Here is a 17,854-nt window from a genome sequence, read left to right on the forward strand (position 1 = left end):
AAGTCTCAGTGAACAACACCGGACGCAGTAAATCAATCAATTTATTTGATTGTCCGCTGGGCGGGCAACGGCTCAGCCGGTCGTGAGGAGCTCCGCCTGCACCGCCTCGATGCGCGCCGGGACGTGCTTGTGCCACGGCGTCCCGGCGTAGGGATCGCGCCAGTCGGTGGAGGTCAGCGTATTCGGCGCGATTCCGGGGATGTGGGTATGCCCGTCGGCGTCGACGAAGTCGAGACCGAAACCGTTGGGCAGCGATGCGTGTCCCGGCAGCATGGTCTCGCTGACCTCGACGACGGTCTCGGCGCTGCCCGCGGCCGTCGTGATTCGGGCGCGCCCGCCGTCGACGAGGCCGAGGGTCTGGGCATCTTCGACGCTGACCCGCAGCGCGCCGTCGGCGTCACGCTTGCGCCACGACGGATCCCGCAGGATGTCGTTGGCGGTGAAGGCGCGCCGCTCCCCGGCGGACAACACGATCGGGAACTCCGGGCTGGTCAGTTCCGGCGCGGCCGCACTGAGCGCTCGGATGTCGTCGAGCATCTCCGGGATCACCAGCTTGATCTTGCGATCGGCGTGACCCATCAGCGCCCAGTCGTCGGCATACTCGTGCACGCTGAACGTCACCCCCGACTTGCTGGTCAGGATCGCGTCGAAGAGCGCGTTGCCGTCGGCGTGGCCGGCGCGGCGTACCGCGTCCGGGTAGGCGACGAAGGCTTTCTGGGCCAGTCCCCATAGCGCGGCCGCGCCGGCAAGCCGGTCGGGCAGGGTCGGGCCGAGCGTCTCGTAGAGCACGTGCGGTAGCACCTTGCCCAGCGCGGGGTTACCGGCCAGCTCGGTGAAGAACGCCTGCGTGTAGGCCTCGCGCCCCAGCTTGGCCGCCTCACGCAGCGGACGCAGGTCGTCATCGCTGATGACTCCGAGCGCGCGCACCAGTCGCGCCCAGATCTCGGGCTCGGGCAGGGTGCCTTCCACCGGCTCGAACAGCGGGTGGCGCAAGTGGAACTCGTTGCGCGGGAACTCGAAATTGAAGAACGTCGCCTCTGGCTTCTCGAACTGGCTTGCGGCGGGCAGCACGTAGTGGGCCAGCCGTGCCGTCTCCGTCATCGCCACGTCGATCACCACCAGCAGCTCCAGCGACTCGAACGCGGCGCGGCAGTTCGTGGAGTCGGCGACGGAGTGGGCGGGGTTGGCGCTTTCGACGAGCATGGCCCGGAACCGGTCCGGGTGATCGGTCAGGATCTCTTGAGGCACAACGTTGGACGGCACCAGGCCCGCGATGATCGGCGCGCCCGTCACCGGGGAGCGTCCGACGCCACTGAGGCTGAACAGTGGCGCGAACGACGAATGTAGATGTTGCCCACCACGTTTGGCGAAACTTCCGGTGAGGATCCACAGTAGCTTGTTGAGGTACGAGCACAGAGTGCTGTTCGGCGCCTGCTGCACCCCGAGATCCTCGAAGACCGCGACGGAGTCGGCGGCTGCGATGCGTCGCGCGGCCGCGCGCACCAACTCTGCGTCGATGCCGCTGCGACGGGCGTACTCGTCGACCGGGATCGTCTGCAGCACCTCTCGGACTACCTCGGCGCCGTCTACGTGATCGGCGAGAAAGGCTTCGTTGCAAAGATTTTCCTGCACGAGGACGCCGGCCAGCGCGGCCAGGCACCAGGCGTCGGTACCCGGTTTCACCCGCAGGTGGAAGTCCGCCATCTTCGCGGTGTCGGTGATCACCGGGTCGATGACCACCATCGAGCGGGTGGGATCCTTGGCGATGTCGTTGAGCACGGTGCGGGCCCGCGGGAAGCTCTGTGACATCCACGGGTTCTTGCCGACGAACACCGACACTTCGGCGTGCTCGAACTCGCCGCGGGTATGCCCGCCGTACAACTGGACGTCCACCCAGTTCTCGCCGGTCTTCTCCTGGGCCAGCGCATTGGACCGGTAGCGCGAGCCGAGCAGTTTGAGGAAGGAGCTGCTGTACGCGCCGCCGAGGTGGTTTCCCTGGCCGCCGCCGCCGTAGTAGAAGATCTTCTCCCCGCCATGGGTGTCGGCGATGCGCTGGAAACCTGCCGCGATCTCGGTTATCGCTGTGTCCCAGTCGATTTCCTCGTAGCTGCCGTCGGACCTGCGACGCATCGGCGAGGTGAGCCGGGCGCGGTTGTTCTGATAATGGTCCAGACGCAGCGCCTTGTTGCAGGTGTAGCCCTGCGAGGCGGGGTTGTCCTTGTCGCCGCGGATGCGGGCCAACGTCCTGCCCTCGGTCTGCACCACGATTCCGCAGTTGCACTCGCACAGGATGCAGGCGGTGGGTTGCCAGTCAGCGGACATCGGGACTTCCTTCCTGGGCGGCCAATTCGGTTTCGAGCAGCTCGCGCATCAGTCGGTGGACGGCGTCGAGCGGCTCGGTGTCGCGGGTTGCGCGGGCGAGCACGATCGCGCCCTCCAAGGCCGCGGTCACCGACACCGCGAGGTCTTCGGCACGGTTCCTGGCGATTCCGTCGGCCATCAGCTGGGTCGCGATCAGCTCGTTCCAGCGGGAGAACGCCGACGCAGCCCGCTCGATCGCCGGGTTCGCCTTGTCGGGGTCGCCGGATTCGATGGCGACGGCCAGGACCGGACAGCCGGCGCGGTAGTCGGTCTCGATCAGGTTCTTGCGGTAGAAGCGGGTCAACCCGTCGAGCATCTCGACGCTGTTGCCCGCTTTGGCCAAGCGGGCCGCGACGAAGTCGGCGACGTAGTCGACGGCCTCGCACACCAACTGGGTGCGGCCGCCGGGGAAATAGTGATAGGCCGAGCCGCGCGGCGCCCCGCTGTGGGCCAGTACGTCCGCGATCGCCGTCGACTGCGCTCCGCGTTCGCGGATCAACAGGGCGGCTGAGGCGACCATCCGCTCGCGAGGGCTCGTCATGCCTATGTATGCAACCATACATAATCGGCCGACGCCAGGGCCGGGCTGAATCCACCCGGCGGTACCGTCGCGCGGATGTCGTACTTCAGCCGGGTGTCCGAGCGTTCCTTCCGGGCCAACGAGCATGCCGGCGGCGCGTGGAACCTCGCCGAACAGCACATTGCACCGTCCTTCGGACTGCTCGCGCACGCCATCGAGACCGACCGCGACAACCGCGGCCAGGGGGATCTGGTGATCGGGCGGCTCAGCTACGACATCCTGGGTCCGGTCCCGGTCGACGTCGTCGAGGACGTCGATGTCCGGGTGCTGCGGCCGGGGCGCACGATCGAACTCGTCGAAGCCACGCTGGCTCATCAGGGCCGAGCGGTGGTCCTGGCGCGGGCGTGGCTGATGAAGCAGTACGAGACCTCGGCGTTGCACGGCAGCGGCCTGGTGCCGATCCCGCCGGTCGAGGACATGCCGGACTGGAATCCGAGTTCGGTGTGGCCGGGCGGGTTCATCGCGTCGGCCGAGGTGCGGCGGGCCCAGACCGAACCGGGGCGGGCCGTCTACTGGGTGCGCAGCGGGGTGCCGCTGCTCGACGGCGAACCGGTGAGCTCACTGGCCCGAGTTGCCGGGCTGCTGGACATCGCCAACGGCATGACGGTCCGGGTGGATCCGCGCGAGGTGGCGTTCCCGAACCTCGATCTCACCGCGCACTTCTTCGCCGAACCGGTCGGCGAGTGGGTGGGCTTCGACACCGCGGTCTCGATCGGTCCGAGCGGAATCGGATTGACGCACAGCATCATTCACGACGAGACCGGCCCGATCGGTGCGGTCTCGCAGAGTCTCACGGTCCGGCCCGGCGCGGGTATCGCCTGAGTCGGCGCGCCTCAGACCGCGGCGAAGTTGATCGTCGCGGTGGCGCCCAGTTCGTTGTCGTTGCCGCGGTGGATGTCCACCTGCACCACCACCGAGCGCTTGCCGGTGCGCAGGATCTTGGCGACCGCGCGGGCGGGGCCGACCTTGATCGGCCGCAGGTAGCGCACGAACAGGTCGGTGGTGGCGATGCCGAAGCCGAACGGGGTGGCCCGGGAAGCGAGTTGCCCCGCGGCCACGTCGGCCATGGTGGCGATCAACCCGCCCTGCAGCCCGCCGGCGGTGTTGGTGGTGCGTTCGTCCACGGGCATTTCCATGACGACGGTGTCGTCGGTCGACTCCACCACCTGCAGGCCGAGCTGGTCGAACAACTCCCGAAGCGAGCGAGGCGCGGTCATGAGAATGACGTTACCGCGCGGCCGTCGACTTTCAGGCCTGCACCTTCGCGGCGGCTGCCTCCGGCATCGCCTCGTAGCGGGCGAAGGATCGGGTGAACGACGCGGCGCCGTGGGTCAGGCTGCGCAGATCGATGGCGTACCGGGTCAGCTCCACCTGAGGTACCTCTGCCCGGATGACAGTGTGGTTCGCCCCGGCCTGCTCGGTGCCCAGTACCCGGCCGCGGCGCCCGGACAGGTCACCCATCACCGCGCCGACGAGATCGTCGGGCACCTCGATGACGACCTCGTCGACGGGCTCCAGCAGGTTGATCCGGGTCTCGGCGGCGGCCTCCCGTAACGCGAGGGCACCGGCCATCTGGAAGGCCATGTCGGAGGAGTCCACACTGTGCGCCTTGCCGTCGACCAGCGTGACCCGAATGTCGACGACCGGATAGCCGGCGTGTACGCCCTTCTCCATCTGGGCACGCACCCCCTTCTCGACGCTGGGGATGAACTGCCGGGGCACGGCGCCGCCCACGACCTTGTCGACGAACTCGAAGCCGCCACCCTCCGGCAGTGGTTCCACCTCGATATCGCACACCGCGTACTGGCCGTGCCCGCCGGACTGCTTGACGTGGCGCCCGTGACCTTTGGCCGAGCCGCCGAACGTCTCGCGTAACGGGATGCGCACCTCGACGGTGTCGACGTTGACGCCGTAGCGGTTCGCCAGCGCCTCGAGAGCCACACCGGAATGCGCCTCGCCCATGCACCACAGCACGATCTGGTGGGTCTCCGGGTTCTGTTCGATCCGCAGCGTCGGGTCCTCGGCCGCCAGCCGCTGCAACCCGACCGACAGCTTGTCCTCGTCGGTCTTGGCGCGGGCCTGGATCGCGACCGGCAGCAGCGGCTCCGGCATGGTCCATGGCTTGAGCAGTAGCGGATCGGCCTTGTCGGACAACGTGTCTCCGGTCTCGGCGTGACTCAGTTTGCCGATTGCGCAGATGTCACCGGCCACCACCTGGCCGGCGGGACGCTGCTGTTTGCCCAGTGGGAACGACAGCGTGCCGATGCGCTCGTCCTCGTCGTGATCGGCATGGGTATTCGCCTCGAAGAAGGCCGAAAAATGGCCCGACACATGGACCGTGGTGTCGGGCCTGATGGTGCCGGAGAACACCCGGACCAGGCTGACCCTGCCGACGTAGGGGTCCGACGTCGTCTTGACCACCTCGGCGAGCAGTGGGCCGTCGGGATCGCACGACAAGCCGGGGCGAGCCACGCCGTGCGGGTTGTAGACCTCGGGCAGAACGTGTTCGGGCGGTGAGGGGAAGCCGCGGGACGCAACCTCGAGCAGTTCGTAGGTGCCGACGCCGGTGGCGGCGCACACCGGGATGACGGGGAAGAAGGAGCCGCGCGCGACGGCTTTCTCCAAGTCCTCGACGAGGGCGGCCTCGTCGATCGCCTCGCCCCCGAGGTAGCGCTCCATCAGGGATTCGTCCTCGGACTCCTCGATGATGCCTTCGATCAGGGCGCCCCGGTGCTCCTCGATCGCCTCGGCGTAGGTGTCGTCCGGCGGATGCACGGTTCGGGTGCTGTCGCGGTAGTCGTACTGGCTGCCCGACAGCAACCCCACCAACCCGTGCTCGGTCGGCAGGTAGAGCGGCAGCACCTTCTCCCCGAATGCTTCCTGCGCGGCCGCAAGCGCGGTGCGGTAGTTGGCGCGCGCATGATCGAGTTTGGTGATCGCCACCGCCCGCGGCATTGCCACGTCGTCGCACTCGTGCCACAGCGCACGGGTCGCCTCGTCGATGCCTTCGTTGGCGGCGATGACGAACAGCGCGCACTCGGCTGCCCGCAACCCAGCGCGCAGTTCGCCGACGAAATCGGCGTAGCCGGGGGTGTCGATCAGGTTGACCTTGATGCCGTCGTGCGGGATGGGCGCCAGTGCGAGACCGACCGACCGTTGTTGGCGGATGGCCGCGTCGTCGAAGTCGCACACCGTGGTGCCGTCGACCACCGAACCCGGTCGCGACAGCACTCCGGCGGTGACCAGGAGCCCCTCAACAAGGGTGGTCTTACCTGCGCCGGACGGGCCGACGAGCACGACGTTGCGGATGGCGGCCGGACTGTCCGCGAGGGGAGCCGAGCGGGCGGCCACTGAAGAGTTTGTCTTGTCAGCCATGACAGACCTCCTGCCTGACAACAATTCACCCAATCGCGGCAGGCGCACAAGGGGTCGGTGGAATTCAGCTGGTGGGCACCGACATCCGGGTGGGCTCGAGCCGGCCGCGCAGCACCTCCGAGGCACATTCGGTCCAGTGCGCACGTTCGCCCGCGCCCGCTTTACGCAGCGCCACCTCCGAGCAGAGCGCCCTGGCGTCGAAGTTCTTGGCCCGATCCGCCAGTCGCGCAGCCTCGTTGACCGCGTCGCCGATGACGGTGTACTCGTAGCGATGCTCGGCGCCGATGTTCCCAGCGAACACCGGGCCGGCGGACACTCCGATCCCGAAGTCCACCACGGGCAGCCGGCGCAACGCGACGGTCAGCGCGCGGGCCGTCGCCAGTGCGTCGGCCGCGGCGTGTGCACTGGGCAGCGGTGCACCGAAGACCGCCAGCACCGCGTCGCCCTGGAACTTGTTGATCAGTCCGTGGCGCTCGTCTACCGCGGCCACCACGATCTGGAAGAAGTGGTTGAGCACCTCGGCCACCTCAGCCGGGGAACGGCTTTGGGCCAGCTGGGTCGAGCCGACGAGATCGACGAACAGGACGGCGGCCTCGCGCACCTCGCCGGTGAGCGCGCCGGCGTCGCTGACGGCGCGGATGGCCACGTCCGTCCCGACGTGGCGGCCGAAGAGATCGCGCAGCCGGTCGCGTTCGGCAAGCCCGGCGACCATCCGATTGAAACCGCTTTGCAGCCGACCGATTTCGGAGCGTTCGTAGACGTCGACCCGGGCGGTCATGTCGCCGCGCTCGACTCCGGCCATGGCAGCGACGAGATCGTGGACCGGATCGGAGATCGACACCGCGACGATCGCCATCCCGCGCAGTCCGACGAAAATAGAGATCACCGCCAGCACGATCACCGGGATCTCCAGCGACGCGGACTTCTGGATGATCCAGCCGTTGGATCGCATGATGACCACGACCGCGATGCCGATGGTCGGCAGCGCGCTGCTCATCAGCCACATCAGCAGCAGCCGCGACAGCACCCCCGGTGCGGTGTCGCGGCCGGTCAGGTTGACGGTCGCCGCGGCGGTGATCGGACGCATCGGCCGCTGGATGAACAGCAGCGCCGCGCCGGTCGACGTGGTGACACCCAACAGCACCGACATCCCGATCAGCCAGGCGGCAACCGCGCCGCCGTCGCGGTTGATGACGAACAGTGCCGTGCCGCTGACCGCCCAGATGGTCGTCAGAAACGCGGACTGGTTGCGCAGAAACCGGCGCACGAACAGGAGGTCGACGGCGTCGGGCTGCTCGCCGGCAGTGAACCAGCGCAGCTTGCGGTCGACGACCACGACGGCATAGACGATGGTGCTGGCGAAACCGAGGACCGACAGGATGAGGGCGGCGACTAGGGTGTCGGTCCCGAACACCGTCTCGGCGGCGTCGACCAGATCATGGCGCAGCGGCAACACCAGCGCGGTCAATTCGACGGCCGCGAGGATCTGGGCCAAGACGAGCGCGGAGGCGTAGCGGATCTTCCACCTGCTCGCCGTCGTCATAGGCCCAAACGCTACTGGGACCCCCTCGCAGAATCACGCTCTCCGAAATTGAGAGTTGCACTTTCGAAGGGGGCCCGGCCTGCGTAACATCCGCGCTGTGAAGTTCGGGATTCCGCTGGGTGGCGTTCACCCCGGCCTATGGCGCGAACTGACCGTCCGGGCCGAGGAGCTGGGCTACGAGTCGGTCTGGTTGCCCGAGCACCTCGTGCTGCCCGCCAACATGTCGGGCAGCCCCCACCACGGCGACAGCCATCCGCCGATCCCGTCGCAGACGCCGATGTACGACGCGATCGCCTACCTGTCGTACCTGGCCGGCCAGACCAGCACGATCCGGATGGGCACCTACGTCTACAACATCGGGCTGCGGCATCCGTTCGTCAGCGCGCGCGCCGCCACCACGCTGGACATCGTTTCGGGCGGCCGGTTCGACTTCGGCATCGGCGCGAGCTGGCTGCGTGAAGAGTGGGACGCCGCCGGGTTGGACTTCAGCACCCGCGGTGCCCGTGTCGACGAGGCACTCGAGGTGTGTCGCGCGTTGTGGACCGAGCCGACCATTTCTCACCACGGCCGCTTCTTCGACTTCGATGCCGTCGCCTTCGAACCCAAGCCCGTTCAGCCGGGTGGCCCACCGATCCACGTCGGCGGTGACGGCCTGCCCGCGTTGCGACGGGTGGCGCGTTTCGGGGTGGGCTGGATTCCGATGAACCACACCCTCGATCAGATCCCCGGGTCGGTGCGGAAGCTCTCGGCGCTGTGGGCCGAGCATGGCCGCGACGGCAAGCCGGAGGTCACCACGTCGGCGCCCGCCGATTCGCCAGGGGACGTGCACCGTGCGGCCGACGCGGGTATCGACCGGATGATCGTCATGCCGTGGCGGCGCACCCGGGAAGCCCTGGACGGCATAGCCCGCTTTGCCGACGACGTGCTCAACCCGTCGCGGACCGGCTAGTGGCCATCGCGCCGTCGGACATCCTGCTGACCGATCGGGTGGCGGTCGTGACCGGAGGCGGAACCGGGATCGGGCGCGGAATTGCCGCGGGGCTCACGCAATTCGGGGCGAAGGTCGCGATCTGGGAGCGTGACGCGACCACCTGCGCGGCCACTGCAGCCGAGCTCGGGGTGCTCGGGATCGTCGCCGACGTCCGTGACGGCGAGCAGGTCGACGCCGCGCTGGAGCGCACCCGCGACGAACTCGGTCCGGTCGACATCCTGGTCAACAATGCCGGTGGGGTGTTCTCCTCGCCGCTACTCGACACGACCGAAAACGGCTGGGACGCCTTGTACAAGGCCAACCTTCGCCATGTGCTGCTGTGCACTCAGCGGGTTGCCCGGCAGCTGGTGGCCGACGGGCGCGGCGGCAGCGTCATCTCGCTGACCTCGATCGAGGGTGTGCGCGCCGCACCCGGTTACGCCGCCTACTCCGCGGCGAAGGCCGGGGTGATCAACTACACCAGGACCGCGGCCTTCGAGTTGGCACCGCACAACATTCGCGTCAACGCCATCGCCCCCGACATCACCGTCACCGAGGGTCTGTTGGCGCTGTCACCCGACGGGATCAGCCCGGAGCTCAGCCAGGCCGTCCCGCTGGGCCGCCTGGGCGATGTCGACGAAATCGCCTCGGTGGCAGTCTTTCTCGCCTCCGACATGTCCCGCTATATCACCGGCCAGACACTGCATGTCGACGGCGGGACGCAGGCCGCGTCCGGCTGGTACCACGTACCCGATGGTGAGGCCCGGTTCGGGCCGACCTGATCGACTTGTCGCATTCCTGACCATCCACGAGCCGGGCGAACGTATGGTGAGCCGGTGACCAACGATCGCCCGCTGGCGGGCAAAGTCGCGTACGTGACAGGCGGGGCCCGGGGGCAGGGCCGTGCGCATTGTGTTCGGCTGGCCCGGGCCGGCGCCGACATCGTGACCATCGACGCGTGCGGGCCGGTGGGCAACCACATCGGCTACGCACCGGCGACTCCGGAAGACCTCGCCGAAACGGTCCGCCTGGTCGAGGACGAGGGGGTCAAGATCAGCGCCGAGCGGGTCGACGTGCGCGATCATGACGGGCAGAGGCGGGTAATAGCCAGTGCCATCGAACAATTCGGCCGCCTGGATGTCGTCGTCGCCAATGCCGGGGTGATGAGCTGGGGCCGCGCCTGGGAGATCGCTCCCGAGATGTGGCAGGAGATCATCGACATCAACCTGACCGGGTTCTTCAACACCGTGCAGGCCTGCGTCCCGGCCATGATCGAAGCCGGCAACGGCGGGTCGATCATCGCGATCAGCTCCTCTGCCGGGATCAAAGCCGTCCCCGGCGCGGGGCACTACTGCGCCAGCAAGTTCGGCGTTGTGGGACTGGCGAATTCGTTGGCGCTGGAGCTTGGGGAGTATGGCATCCGGGTCAACTCGGTGCACACCTACGGGGTCGACACCGCGCTGGGCAACGACCTGTCGATGTACTCGATGTTCGAGAAGCACCCGCACTACGTGTACAGCTTCTCGCCGGGTGCGCTGCCCACCGAGTCGCTGATCGCGCCGAATCAGGTCAGCGAAGTCGTGCTGTTCCTGGCCAGCGACGCTTCGGCACTGTTGACCGCCGCGCAGATCCCGGCCGACAAGGGCTACATGAAGGTCTAGCGCCCGGCGGGTTGGGGGCACCCCCCGCCGCAGGCCAGGGGGAGAGCGCAGCGACTCGGGGACTAGCCTTGTGCGCCAAGGCTTTCGACGGCCAGCTCCTTGGCCCAGCGGTAATCGGCCTTGCCCGCGGGTGAGCGCAGGACCTTCTCGGTGCGGATGAAGGCCTTCGGCAGCTTGTACTGCGCGATGTGGGCGCGGCAGGCGGCCGTGAGTTCATCGTCGGTGGCACTGCGGCCCTCGGCGAACTGCACGATCGCCACCACCTCGCTGCCCCACCGTTCGGACGGCCGCCCGGCCACGACCACGTCATAGACCGCCGGGTGGCTGGCGACCGCGCGCTCGACCTCTTCGGCGAAGATCTTCTCCCCGCCGGAGTTGATCGTCACCGAATCGCGGCCCAGCAGCTCGATCTGGCCGTCGTCCAGGAACCGGGCCCGGTCACCGGGCACCGACCAGCGGACGCCGTCGATCGTCGGGAAGGTACGCGCCGACTTCTCCGCATCGCCCAGGTAACCCAGCGGCACGTACGCGCGCCGGGCCAGCCAGCCCTCGCCGTCGCCGGGTTGGAGGACCTGGCTGAAATCCGCTGAGATGATGGCGGTGTCGTGCTGAGGAGTGAAGGTCGCCGCCTTCTGCTCGACGCCCTTGGCCGCCATCGTCGTCATCTGCATTCCCGTCTCGGAGGCACCGACGGCGTCGAGCACCATCAGGTTGGGCAGCGCGGCCAACAGCCGCTCCCGCACCGTCGGCGACAGCGGTGCACCACCGTTGGTGATCGTCACCAAGCCGGACAGGTCGTACTTGCCGGTCTCGATCTCGTCGAGCAGCGGACGGGCGATGGCATCGCCGACCACCGGAATGCTCAGTACCCGTTCACGTTCGGCGAGCTTCATCACCGCAGGGGCGTTGAGGCGGTCGACGTCGTCGGGCAGCACCATCCAGCCGCCGGTGCTGAACATGTTGAACGCGGCCCACTGCGCTGCCCCGTGCATCAGCGGCGGGATCATCAGGATCGACCGGAAGCCGGCATTGGTTCGGGCCTGCTCGGCCAGCTCCTCGTAGGACGCCAGCGACGTGTCGGATCCGAACGGCCGGCCGCCCATCGCCGACATGAAGATGTCGTGCTGACGCCACAGCACACCCTTGGGCATGCCGGTCGTGCCGCCGGTGTAGAGGATGTAGAGGTCGTCGCCACTGGGGGTGGGCATCCCGCCGGCCGGGGCTCCGGTGGTGACGATCGACTCGTAGTCCACCGCACCCGGCAGCAGTTCGTTGCCGCTCGCGTCGGCGACCTGGATCAGCACCTGCAGCTCGGGCAGCCGGTCGCGGATGGCGGCGACGCACGGGGCGAACTCGGCGCCGTACACCAGAGCCTTGGCCGCCGAATCGGTCAACAGGTAGAGGAGCTCTTCCTCGACGTACCGGTAGTTGACGTTGAACGGCGCGACTCGGGCCCGGTAGCCGGCGACCATCGCCTCGAGATACTGGTTGCCGTTGCGCAGGTACAGGCCGAGGTGATCCTGACCGGACTGGTGCGGGGCGAGCTGGTCACGCTCGGTGTGGCAGCCCAGCCCCTGTGAAACCAGGTAGTGCGCGACGCCGTCGATTCGGGCATCCAACTGCGCGTAGGTCCAGCGGTGGTCGCGCCAGATCAGCGCCTCGCGATCCGGCAGGGTCTGCGCGACGGTACGGAACACCGACGAAAGGTCGAAGCTGACGTCGCTGCTCATCGGCGCTCCTCTGCGTGGCCTGAACTAGAACGCGTTCTAGTCTGCCACGGCGCCAACCGCCGGTTTGGCCTATGTCTCGCCTCGTCGGACGAACACCGCCAGCACCGCGCCGACGGCGGCAGCGCCGGCTCCCACCCACATCGACAGCTGCAGGCCGGCCATGAAGGCCTCGTGGCTGCCGCTGGCGATCGCGGCGGTGAGCTGCGGCGGGGCGCCGGGGATCGACGGAGCCAATCCCTTCGACACCAATTCCTTGGCTGGAGTGAGTTTTTCAGCGACGGGCGCGGGAGTGCCCGCGGTAGTCAGCTTGTCGACCAGGGTGGAGCCGACCTTGCTGGACAGCACCGACCCCAGGATCGTGGTGCCCAGCACGGCACCCAGCTGAACCGACGTGCTCTGCACCCCGCCGGCCACCCCGGCGTCGTCGACCGGAGCGTTGCCGACGATGGCCTCCGAGCTCGCGGTCAGCACCAGGCCCACGCCGGCGCCCAGCAAGGCGAAGGCCGGCCACATCGCGCTGTACCCCGAATCGGCGTGCAACTGGCTCAGCAATGCCAGGCCGCCTGCGACACCCAGCAGCCCGGAGACCATCGCCGGGCGCGGACCGAACCGCTCGGTGACGACACCCGAGAGCGGGGCCATCACCATCATGGCCGCGGACAGCGGCAGGGTTCGGACACCGGTTTCCACCGGACTCCAGCCCTGCAGATTCTGCAGGTACAGCGTCATGAAGAACAGGGCGCCAAACAATGCGAAGAAGTTGATGGTGACCACGGCGGCGCCGATCGACAGCGACGGGTTGGCAAACAATCGCAGCGGCAGCATCGGGTCTTTTGCGTGCCGCTCGACGATCACGAAAGCACCCATCAGCACCGCGCCGCCGATCAGGAAGGCGACGGTCTGCGGGTCCAGCCAGCCCCACTCGGGAGCCTTGATCAGGCCGTACACCAGAAGAAACAGGCTGCCGGACAGGGTCAGGATGCCGCCCACGTCCAGCCGGCCCTGCTCGTCGCTGCGGCTTTCGACGATCGCGACTGCGCCGATGACCACGGCGACCACCGCGATCGGCACGTTGATGTAGAAGACGGACTCCCAGCTGAGGTGTTCGACCAGAACCCCGCCCAGGACAGGCCCGGCGGCCACGGACACTCCGGTCGCGGCACCCCAGATCCCGATCGCGGTGTTGAGCTTGTGCGGCGGGAAGGCGTCGCGGATGATCGCGAGCGTGCTGGGCATCAGGAGCGCGCCGAACACCCCCTGCAGCGCGCGCATCGTGATCACCCCGGCGACCGTGCCGATGACACCGATTCCCACCGAGGTGACCGCGAAGCCCACCACGCCCACCAGGAAGACCAGGCGCCGGCCGAACATGTCGCCGAGTTTGCCGCCGAAAATCAACAGCGACGCCAAGCTAAGGAGATAGGCGTCGGTGATCCACTGCAGGTCCGACAGCGACGCGTTGAGGTCGGTGGCGATGCGGGGATTGGCGATGGCGACGACGGATGCGTCGAGGCCGACCATGATGACGCCGACCGATACGGCCGCGAGAATCCACATCGGATTCCCGCGGATGCCCTGCTTCGGCCGTGCGTGACGCGCGTGCGCGGGTCGCTGAACTGTGGTGATGGCCACGGTTCGACTCCTTTCGATAAGTGGAGGATTTCCACCACTTCTTGCTCACAACCCTAACCGGAACTGGTGGCAACCCTCCACTTCTGGGAGTACCCTGGGGTGGTGATTCCTGGCGCACATCGGGGTGCTGAGCGATCCAGGCCACTGCGGGCCGACGCTGAACGCAACCGGGAGCGGATCGTGACCGCGGCCGCTCGGCTGTTTGCTGAGCAGGGTTTGTCCGTCCCATTGGAAGACGTGGCCCGCGCGGCAGGCGTCGGCGTGGCGACGCTCTACCGGCGTTTCCCGACCCGCACCGACCTGGCCATCGCGGCCTTCGAACGCAATATGACCTCGTATGAGGACGCGGTCGACAAGGCCCTGGGTAACCCGGTGGCTTGGGACGGCTTCCGTGACCTCGTCTACGAGGTCTGCGAACTCCAGGCGTCCGACCCCGGGTTGCGCGCCCTACTCACGACCGCGTTCCCGGCCAGCTCGGTGATCGAGCAGCGCGCGACCGAGGCGATCGACAAGCTCGGCCGGGTGATCGTGCGCGCTCAACAGGATGGCACCCTGCGGCCGGACATCGGTGTCGGCGACATCGTGGTGATGTTGCTGGCCGACGCCGGCGTGCTCGAGGCCACCCGCGAACATGCGCCCCAGGCGTGGCGCAGATTCGCCGCGCTGATGGTCGACGCGTTCCGCGTCGGCCCGCACGAGCCGCTGCCGCCACCCACCCCCCCGGAACAGCTCCGAAGTTCGATCGCCATGCTGACAGGTGACACATTGCGAATCGAATGGCTTGCTGACGACTGAACCAGGAGTGGCCCGTGACTGAGCGCCCGACCGTCGACTTCCCGTCCCGTATCGGCGTGTGGTGGGCCAGCGAGAGTTGGCCGATGCCCGCGGCGGTCGAGGTCGCCCAGGAAATCGAAGAGCTCGGCTACGGCTCGCTGTTCATCCCCGAGGTCGGTCTCAAGGACGCCATGGTGCAGTCGGCGATCTTCCTGGCCGGCACGAAGCGCTTGGTCCTGGGCACCGGCATCGCGAATATCCATGCCCGGCTGGCGACGATCGCCGAAGGTGGCGGACGCAGCCTGACGGCCAGCTTCCCAGGCCGGTTCGTCCTCGGTCTTGGCGTCAGCCACGGGCCGCTGGTGGAGAACATGCTCGGCGGGACCTACCAGAAGCCGTTGGCCACCATGCGCGGCTACCTGGACCGGATGGCCGGGCTGCCGGAGTTCGTGGAGCCGGGTTCGGGGCGCCCCACTCGTCTGCTTGCCGCGCTCGGCCCCAAGATGATCGAGCTGTCCGGCACCCACGCCGACGGGGCCCATCCGTATCTCGTGCTGCCCGAACAGACCGCCACCACCCGGGAGATCCTGGGGCCGGACAAGTGGATCGTGTCCGAGCAGGCCGTCGTCGTCGGTGAGAGCGCCGAGGAACAGCTTCGCCGCGCGCATCTGCATCTCGAGGTCTATTCGGGACTGCCGAACTACCGCAACTCCTGGCTGCGGCAGGGCTTCGACGAATCCGATCTGGTGCGCGGCGGCTCGGACCGGCTGGCCGGCCGCATCGTCGGACAGGGCTCGGTCGAACAGGCGGCCGCGGCGGTGACCGCGCACTTGGACGCCGGCGCCGACCATGTGGTGGTCCAGGTACTCGGCGACGGCGATCCCAGCTGGGATCCCCGCCCGGCACTGCGGGAACTGGCCGGGGTGCTGAACCTCAGGGGTTGATGGTGTTCTCGCCGACCTGACGTCCCCAGACGTACTCGGTCAGGATCGGCTGGCCGAGCTCGAAGTGGTTGTACGGCGCCAGCGATGCGCCGTAATCGGCCACCAGGAACGGTGCCGGCCAGAAGTTGCGGTTGACTTCCTGCCAGCAGCCGGGCGCGCCGCCCGGACCGCCCTTGGCGTTCACCCGCGGCAGGTTGTCGGGATACACGTAGGGATTGGGTGCACCCGTCAGCCCGATGTGGAAGTCGATCGAGTAGCCGTTGCCGCCGGCGCTGTCCTTGGCGTTCGAGGTCGCGTAATTGCGGATGGTGCACAGGATTGCGGGGCTGTAGGTGTCCAGCAGTTTGGCGGTGGGGATCAGGTCGGCCTGGCCGCGCACGAAGTAGGGGCCACCGCGCTCGAAGATGTCGGCGCCGGTATTGCCGAACCCGGTCGAGGCCAGCAGCGCGGCGTCGAGATCCTTCTGCTGCTCGTTCAACGTGCGCGCGGTCGTCACCGCATGATCGAGGAAGTCCCACAGATCCGGGCTGGCCTTGGTGTAGACATCGGCCAGCTTCGAGAGCTGCTGAATGTTGCTGCGAATCTGCGGCATCTGCGGATTGATGTCATCGAGGACCGCATTGCCGTTGACGATCGACTGCCCGAACTTGGTACCCAGACCGTCGAGCGCCTCGGCCGCCGCGGACAGCGTCAGGTTCAGCTTGACCGGATCGACCTTCTCCGAGATCGACGTCAATGTCTCGAACAACGTGTTGAACTCCGTCGTCACGTGCGATACGTCAAGCACGTCCTTACTGGAGATGCGCTGCGCGGTCGGATTCGGGGGGCTGCGGAAGGACACGTACTTGTTGCCGAACACGGTGCTGGCCTTGACCTCCGCAATGGCGTTGGCCGGAATCAGCGGGATGTATTTGGGTTCGACGTCCAGCGACAGCTTGGCCTTGGTCGTGCCGTCGCGGACGATCGGGTCGACCCCGGTGACGCGGCCGATCTGCACTCCGTTGTAGGTCACCTTCGACCCGGGGTCCATGACCAAACCGGCCCGCTGGGAGATCAGCGTCAACTGGGTCTTGGGGGTGAAATCGCCGCGGAACTGCATCAAAACGGCCACCACGATCACTGTGACCACGACCGCTGTCACCGCGAAGGCCGTCTTCAACGGCGGCGCGTACTGCCAGTGCCGGGTCTTGGTCTCGAACCAGCTCGGCGGCGCGGACTTATCGTCACTCATCAGGCCCCCGCCCCACCGGTCATGGCGTTCCCTCCACCGACAGCAGTTCACCTGCAGATCGCCAGTCGTTCGTGCTGCCACTATCCCATGCACGCCGAGGGCGTCAGGGCTTTCAGACCAATCGATACAGTGATGATCTCGTGACCCGGCAGGCCACGTGACGGGGGTCACACCGCGGGGGATTTACGCGGTTTGGTGCGCTCCGCGTAGGAGCTCCGAAACCGGCTGCAATTCACCGATTTTCGGTTCCCTGCCATCACCGGACGACCGGCCGCGCGCGTGACGCCAAATCCAGGGGATGAGCAGACTCCGGGTCCACTGGGCTTGTGCGTACATCCGCTCAGCGAAGCTGTCCTGGACCGCTTCGCCGCTGGGCTGCGCCCAATCATGGTTGCTGCCGGGAAGTTTCAGCGCCTCGGCGGCAGCCTCAGCGAACAGGATGTGGCCCGTGGTCGAGGCGTGCATGCGGTCGTGACTCCAGATCGACGGCTCGCGCATCGCTTCGGCGTTGTAGAGGTCGACCAGCCCGAAGCCGTGTCGCTGCGCCGCACCCTGGATGACGGCGTTGACCTGCAGGATGCGCGAGCCGATCAGCCGACCCACCGGCAGCATCTTGGCGACGTCAGGAAACGTCGTGGTCACCACCGTCGCGCCCGAATCCGCGAGCCGCTGGTAGACGGTCTCGAGGTCGGCCATCGCCTTGGTGAAGGTCCGGCCCGGCCGCGTCACGTCGTTCATGCCGACGCAGACCGTGACCAGATCGGGTTCCATCGCCAGTGCGCGGGGCAGCTGGTTGTCGAGAACGTCGATGACGCGCTTGCCCCGGATGGCGAGGTTGGCGTACAGCAACCCGGGGTAGCGGGAGTCCAGAAGGGCCGCGAGCCGGTCGGCGAATCCGAGCACACCGACGGTGTCGTCGCCGTCCCACAGGCCTTCGGTCTGGCTGTCGCCGATCGCGACAAACCGGGAGAAACCGATGTCCGACATGAACTTCGATTTTAGTGCCAGGTACGGCAGTACCATCTGCAGGCGAAGGGGAAGGCGGGGTGTACA

The 17,854-nt window shown here is 67.6% G+C and carries 15 protein-coding genes; 6 read left to right on the plus strand and 9 right to left on the minus strand.

What is annotated here, in order from left to right:
* Nucleotides 1–72: 72 nt before the first annotated feature.
* Together HPC46_RS03370 and HPC46_RS03375 are read right to left on the minus strand one after the other, a co-directional pair.
* Nucleotides 73–2,322 (minus strand): molybdopterin-dependent oxidoreductase, encoded by a 2,250-nt coding sequence (locus HPC46_RS03370; protein WP_179466780.1) that lies wholly within the window; start codon nt 2,320–2,322, stop codon nt 73–75.
* Nucleotides 2,312–2,902, minus strand: coding sequence for a TetR/AcrR family transcriptional regulator (locus HPC46_RS03375; RefSeq protein ID WP_179466781.1), 591 nt, complete (start codon nt 2,900–2,902; stop codon nt 2,312–2,314). The genes HPC46_RS03370 and HPC46_RS03375 overlap by 11 nt, the downstream gene beginning before the upstream one ends.
* A 75-nt stretch (nt 2,903–2,977) precedes the next feature.
* Between HPC46_RS03375 and HPC46_RS03380 the strand changes: the two genes are divergently transcribed.
* Nucleotides 2,978–3,763 carry a thioesterase family protein gene (locus HPC46_RS03380; RefSeq protein WP_179466782.1) on the plus strand — a complete coding sequence of 262 codons (786 nt, stop codon included), beginning with the start codon at nt 2,978–2,980 and terminating at the stop codon, nt 3,761–3,763.
* A gap of 11 nt (nt 3,764–3,774) precedes the next feature.
* Here HPC46_RS03380 and HPC46_RS03385 read toward each other — a convergent pair whose 3' ends face one another.
* The 3 genes from HPC46_RS03385 to HPC46_RS03395 form a co-directional block, all read right to left on the minus strand.
* Nucleotides 3,775–4,158, minus strand: coding sequence for a PaaI family thioesterase (locus HPC46_RS03385; RefSeq protein ID WP_179466783.1), 384 nt, complete (start codon nt 4,156–4,158; stop codon nt 3,775–3,777).
* 31 nt (nt 4,159–4,189) lie between these two features.
* Nucleotides 4,190–6,316, minus strand: a complete 2,127-nt coding sequence (locus HPC46_RS03390; protein WP_179466784.1) for an elongation factor G-like protein EF-G2 — start codon at nt 6,314–6,316, stop codon at nt 4,190–4,192.
* Nucleotides 6,317–6,380: 64 nt separating this feature from the next.
* The gene (locus tag HPC46_RS03395; RefSeq protein WP_179466785.1) at nt 6,381–7,859 is read right to left on the minus strand and encodes an adenylate/guanylate cyclase domain-containing protein; all 1,479 of its coding nucleotides are present in this window, start codon (nt 7,857–7,859) and stop codon (nt 6,381–6,383) included.
* Between the two features lie 97 nt (nt 7,860–7,956).
* Between HPC46_RS03395 and HPC46_RS03400 the strand changes: the two genes are divergently transcribed.
* From HPC46_RS03400 to HPC46_RS03410, 3 genes are read left to right on the plus strand one after another with little or no spacing between them, the layout of a single operon-like run.
* On the plus strand, nt 7,957–8,808 hold the full coding sequence (locus HPC46_RS03400; RefSeq protein WP_179466786.1) for an LLM class F420-dependent oxidoreductase: 852 nt from the start codon (nt 7,957–7,959) through the stop codon (nt 8,806–8,808).
* Nucleotides 8,808–9,611 carry an SDR family NAD(P)-dependent oxidoreductase gene (locus HPC46_RS03405; RefSeq protein ID WP_179466787.1) on the plus strand — a complete coding sequence of 268 codons (804 nt, stop codon included), beginning with the start codon at nt 8,808–8,810 and terminating at the stop codon, nt 9,609–9,611. The genes HPC46_RS03400 and HPC46_RS03405 overlap by 1 nt, the downstream gene beginning before the upstream one ends.
* 54 nt (nt 9,612–9,665) lie before the next feature.
* Entirely contained in the window at nt 9,666–10,490 is an 825-nt protein-coding gene (locus tag HPC46_RS03410; RefSeq protein ID WP_179466788.1) for a mycofactocin-coupled SDR family oxidoreductase, read from the plus strand.
* Nucleotides 10,491–10,552: 62 nt separating this feature from the next.
* Here the strand turns inward: HPC46_RS03410 and HPC46_RS03415 are convergent, their stop codons facing one another.
* Both HPC46_RS03415 and HPC46_RS03420 read right to left on the minus strand, forming a co-directional pair.
* On the minus strand, nt 10,553–12,220 hold the full coding sequence (locus HPC46_RS03415) for an acyl-CoA synthetase (protein WP_179466789.1): 1,668 nt from the start codon (nt 12,218–12,220) through the stop codon (nt 10,553–10,555).
* A 69-nt stretch (nt 12,221–12,289) separates the two neighbouring features.
* Nucleotides 12,290–13,852: an MFS transporter gene (locus tag HPC46_RS03420; RefSeq protein WP_179466790.1), complete on the minus strand. Its 1,563-nt coding sequence runs from the start codon at nt 13,850–13,852 to the stop codon at nt 12,290–12,292.
* A 66-nt stretch (nt 13,853–13,918) separates the two neighbouring features.
* Here HPC46_RS03420 and HPC46_RS03425 point away from each other — a divergent pair, with 66 nt between their 5' ends.
* Complete coding sequence (locus HPC46_RS03425; RefSeq protein ID WP_325096551.1) at nt 13,919–14,647, plus strand: TetR/AcrR family transcriptional regulator; 729 nt, start codon at nt 13,919–13,921, stop codon at nt 14,645–14,647.
* A 14-nt stretch (nt 14,648–14,661) separates the two neighbouring features.
* Complete coding sequence (locus HPC46_RS03430; protein ID WP_179466791.1) at nt 14,662–15,570, plus strand: LLM class F420-dependent oxidoreductase; 909 nt, start codon at nt 14,662–14,664, stop codon at nt 15,568–15,570.
* Here the strand turns inward: HPC46_RS03430 and HPC46_RS03435 are convergent.
* Together HPC46_RS03435 and HPC46_RS03440 are read right to left on the minus strand one after the other, a co-directional pair.
* A complete protein-coding gene (locus HPC46_RS03435; RefSeq protein ID WP_179466792.1) occupies nt 15,560–16,801 on the minus strand; it encodes an MCE family protein in 1,242 nt (413 codons plus the stop codon). The genes HPC46_RS03430 and HPC46_RS03435 overlap by 11 nt on opposite strands.
* Before the next feature lie 183 nt (nt 16,802–16,984).
* On the minus strand, nt 16,985–17,788 hold the full coding sequence (locus HPC46_RS03440; protein ID WP_233716175.1) for an SGNH/GDSL hydrolase family protein: 804 nt from the start codon (nt 17,786–17,788) through the stop codon (nt 16,985–16,987).
* Between the last annotated feature and the right edge of the window lie 66 nt (nt 17,789–17,854).

This window comes from Mycolicibacterium vinylchloridicum (assembly GCF_013404075.1).
Lineage (GTDB): Bacteria > Actinomycetota > Actinomycetes > Mycobacteriales > Mycobacteriaceae > Mycobacterium > Mycobacterium vinylchloridicum.

What these genes read in the sequence shown, in the direction of transcription:
- HPC46_RS03390 (WP_179466784.1), bottom strand. Translation starts at nt 6,316, where the DNA reads ATGGCTGACAAGACAAACTCTTCAGTGGCCGCCCGCTCGGCTCCCCTC.
- HPC46_RS03385 (WP_179466783.1), bottom strand. Translation starts at nt 4,158, where the DNA reads ATGACCGCGCCTCGCTCGCTTCGGGAGTTGTTCGACCAGCTCGGCCTG.
- HPC46_RS03370 (WP_179466780.1), bottom strand. Translation starts at nt 2,322, where the DNA reads ATGTCCGCTGACTGGCAACCCACCGCCTGCATCCTGTGCGAGTGCAAC.
- HPC46_RS03375 (WP_179466781.1), bottom strand. Translation starts at nt 2,902, where the DNA reads ATGACGAGCCCTCGCGAGCGGATGGTCGCCTCAGCCGCCCTGTTGATC.
- HPC46_RS03380 (WP_179466782.1), top strand. Translation starts at nt 2,978, where the DNA reads ATGTCGTACTTCAGCCGGGTGTCCGAGCGTTCCTTCCGGGCCAACGAG.
- HPC46_RS03395 (WP_179466785.1), bottom strand. Translation starts at nt 7,859, where the DNA reads ATGACGACGGCGAGCAGGTGGAAGATCCGCTACGCCTCCGCGCTCGTC.
- HPC46_RS03415 (WP_179466789.1), bottom strand. Translation starts at nt 12,220, where the DNA reads ATGAGCAGCGACGTCAGCTTCGACCTTTCGTCGGTGTTCCGTACCGTC.
- HPC46_RS03435 (WP_179466792.1), bottom strand. Translation starts at nt 16,801, where the DNA reads ATGAGTGACGATAAGTCCGCGCCGCCGAGCTGGTTCGAGACCAAGACC.
- HPC46_RS03440 (WP_233716175.1), bottom strand. Translation starts at nt 17,788, where the DNA reads ATGTCGGACATCGGTTTCTCCCGGTTTGTCGCGATCGGCGACAGCCAG.